At 59.7% G+C, this 1,718-nt stretch carries 1 protein-coding gene; it reads right to left on the bottom strand.

Annotation, left to right across the window (positions count from 1 at the left end; genetic code table 11):
- Nucleotides 1–265: 265 nt before the first annotated feature.
- A complete protein-coding gene (locus tag ACFFWD_RS27260) occupies nucleotides 266–868 on the bottom strand; it encodes a thermonuclease family protein (protein ID WP_376970444.1) in 603 nt (200 codons plus the stop codon).
- Nucleotides 869–1,718 lie beyond the last annotated feature (850 nt).

Genomic DNA, 1,718 nt, shown 5'->3' on the forward strand with positions numbered 1-1,718 from the left:
CATTTATCCGCCCGGCGTGCCCACCTCGCAAAATACGAATTTGCCGACGAAGCGGTCCCAGTGACTGAACCAATCAGGACGATAGAGAGGCCGTTCGACCACTGCTGTCCGCGCCACGTGCGTGATGTCCGGAGTTGGCCCATCGCGACATACTGCGCTGCCGCACGAACTTGGTCGCTATAGGAGCAATGCGGACGTAGTCACCAGTCACATGACGCCGCCGGGTTTATAGGTACACGGCCTAGTTTTTTCCAACTCCCCATTTTCACCCGCACCATGACCGCTTCGGCGGGCAGCCGCGAGGCCCACAAACATACGGATGGGCCAATCCCTCGTTGATCAATATCTGGCCGACGTCGCGACCGCCGATCGTCAGGGACCCGCATAGCCGGCCGTAGTTACAGCGCTGCGTGCCTTCTTCGACCGCCTGACAACCTGAGCAAGGCACGCGCCGAAGACTGGGCCGACCTTGGGCGACGAGCTGACGCAAGCGATCGCTGGCGCTATGGGCCAATTGCCGCTCGCCCTCGCAGCGCGCTAAATTTCCCTTCTCTGGCGTGTCGAAGCCGACTAGCCGATACGTATAGCCGCCAGCCCTAACCGTATCGCCGTCGACCACGTCGATCCGGTAAGGCGCCCGAGTGCTGGACTGGATCACCGTTGGAATCGTCGGCCGATCGCGCCAGACCAAAAAAGCATAGACGACGACAAACGCCAGGATTGCGGTCGCGACCGCGCCAACAACGACTGGCCACCCCGGGAATCTACGGCCTCGACGAAATGGAACGACGACCATGCGGACGACCTTACCGGCCTCTCGGGGGCTCCAATAGCCGAGCCGGCTGCGGCAGGACATCGCATCGGGCATGTCAGTTTCCGAAGCTATTCGACGCAAGCTTGTGGCCGAACGCCATCGAGCTCAGGCGCGTGGTGCTGCGTCTCGATGCAGCAGGAAAACTTGGGTCGGCTGCGTCATCGGAGCGCCGACGCCACGCTGGCAGAGTTAAATCAAATGCGAATTCGCGTATTGAAAATTATGGAAGAACTCGGCCTTTGGGTGACTAGATGAGTACTCGAGAGTCCACCGCGCGCATGCAAGCGCGCATTGACCTCAGAAGCAGACGCTAGCGCCGGCTATTGGCAGGTCCACCATGTGCACCGATGCAGAAACCTAGTCCCAACCATCGCATTGCACAGAGCAATCCCGGATTTCCGGTTATTTGAGACCATCTCCTCTCGGCCCAGAAGTAACGCCAACGCCCAGTAAACCACTATCGCTATTTGCAATGCAAACGCCACAAACCGGACGTTCACCGCAACGACGCTGAGCGATGCGACGTGGACGGAGGACTGAACCACGCGGGCGGCCAACAACCAGGGGGCAATTGAGGCTCGGCCCGCAACTGGCGACCTATTGCGAGGTCCTGGGCAAGCGATCGACTGCCAGACAAAAAGCGATACTCCGTGTCGCTCACAGCTTTCACATGGCGGACGCTCGTGCAGGAGAGTGGCGTGACGCAGAGCGCAGCGGTCATGCTGGCGGTCAAAGCTGTCACCTGCCGGGACCAGCGCGATTAGTTTTAGAATCGCAAAATTGGACCGGCGGCCGGACCATACATTCGGGTCACGAGCGTAGCCCCTCCGCCACACTCGGCTTTCGTCAACTTCCGCTTCTGTAACGGGCCATATGTCAATCCCTCATTTCACTTGCGAGATAT

Source organism: Bradyrhizobium erythrophlei (assembly GCF_042430365.1).
Classification (GTDB): domain Bacteria; phylum Pseudomonadota; class Alphaproteobacteria; order Rhizobiales; family Xanthobacteraceae; genus Bradyrhizobium; species Bradyrhizobium erythrophlei.

Excerpts from the sequence above, each read along its gene's own strand:
- ACFFWD_RS27260 (WP_376970444.1), bottom strand. The coding sequence starts at position 868 with ATGCCCGATGCGATGTCCTGCCGCAGCCGGCTCGGCTATTGGAGCCCC.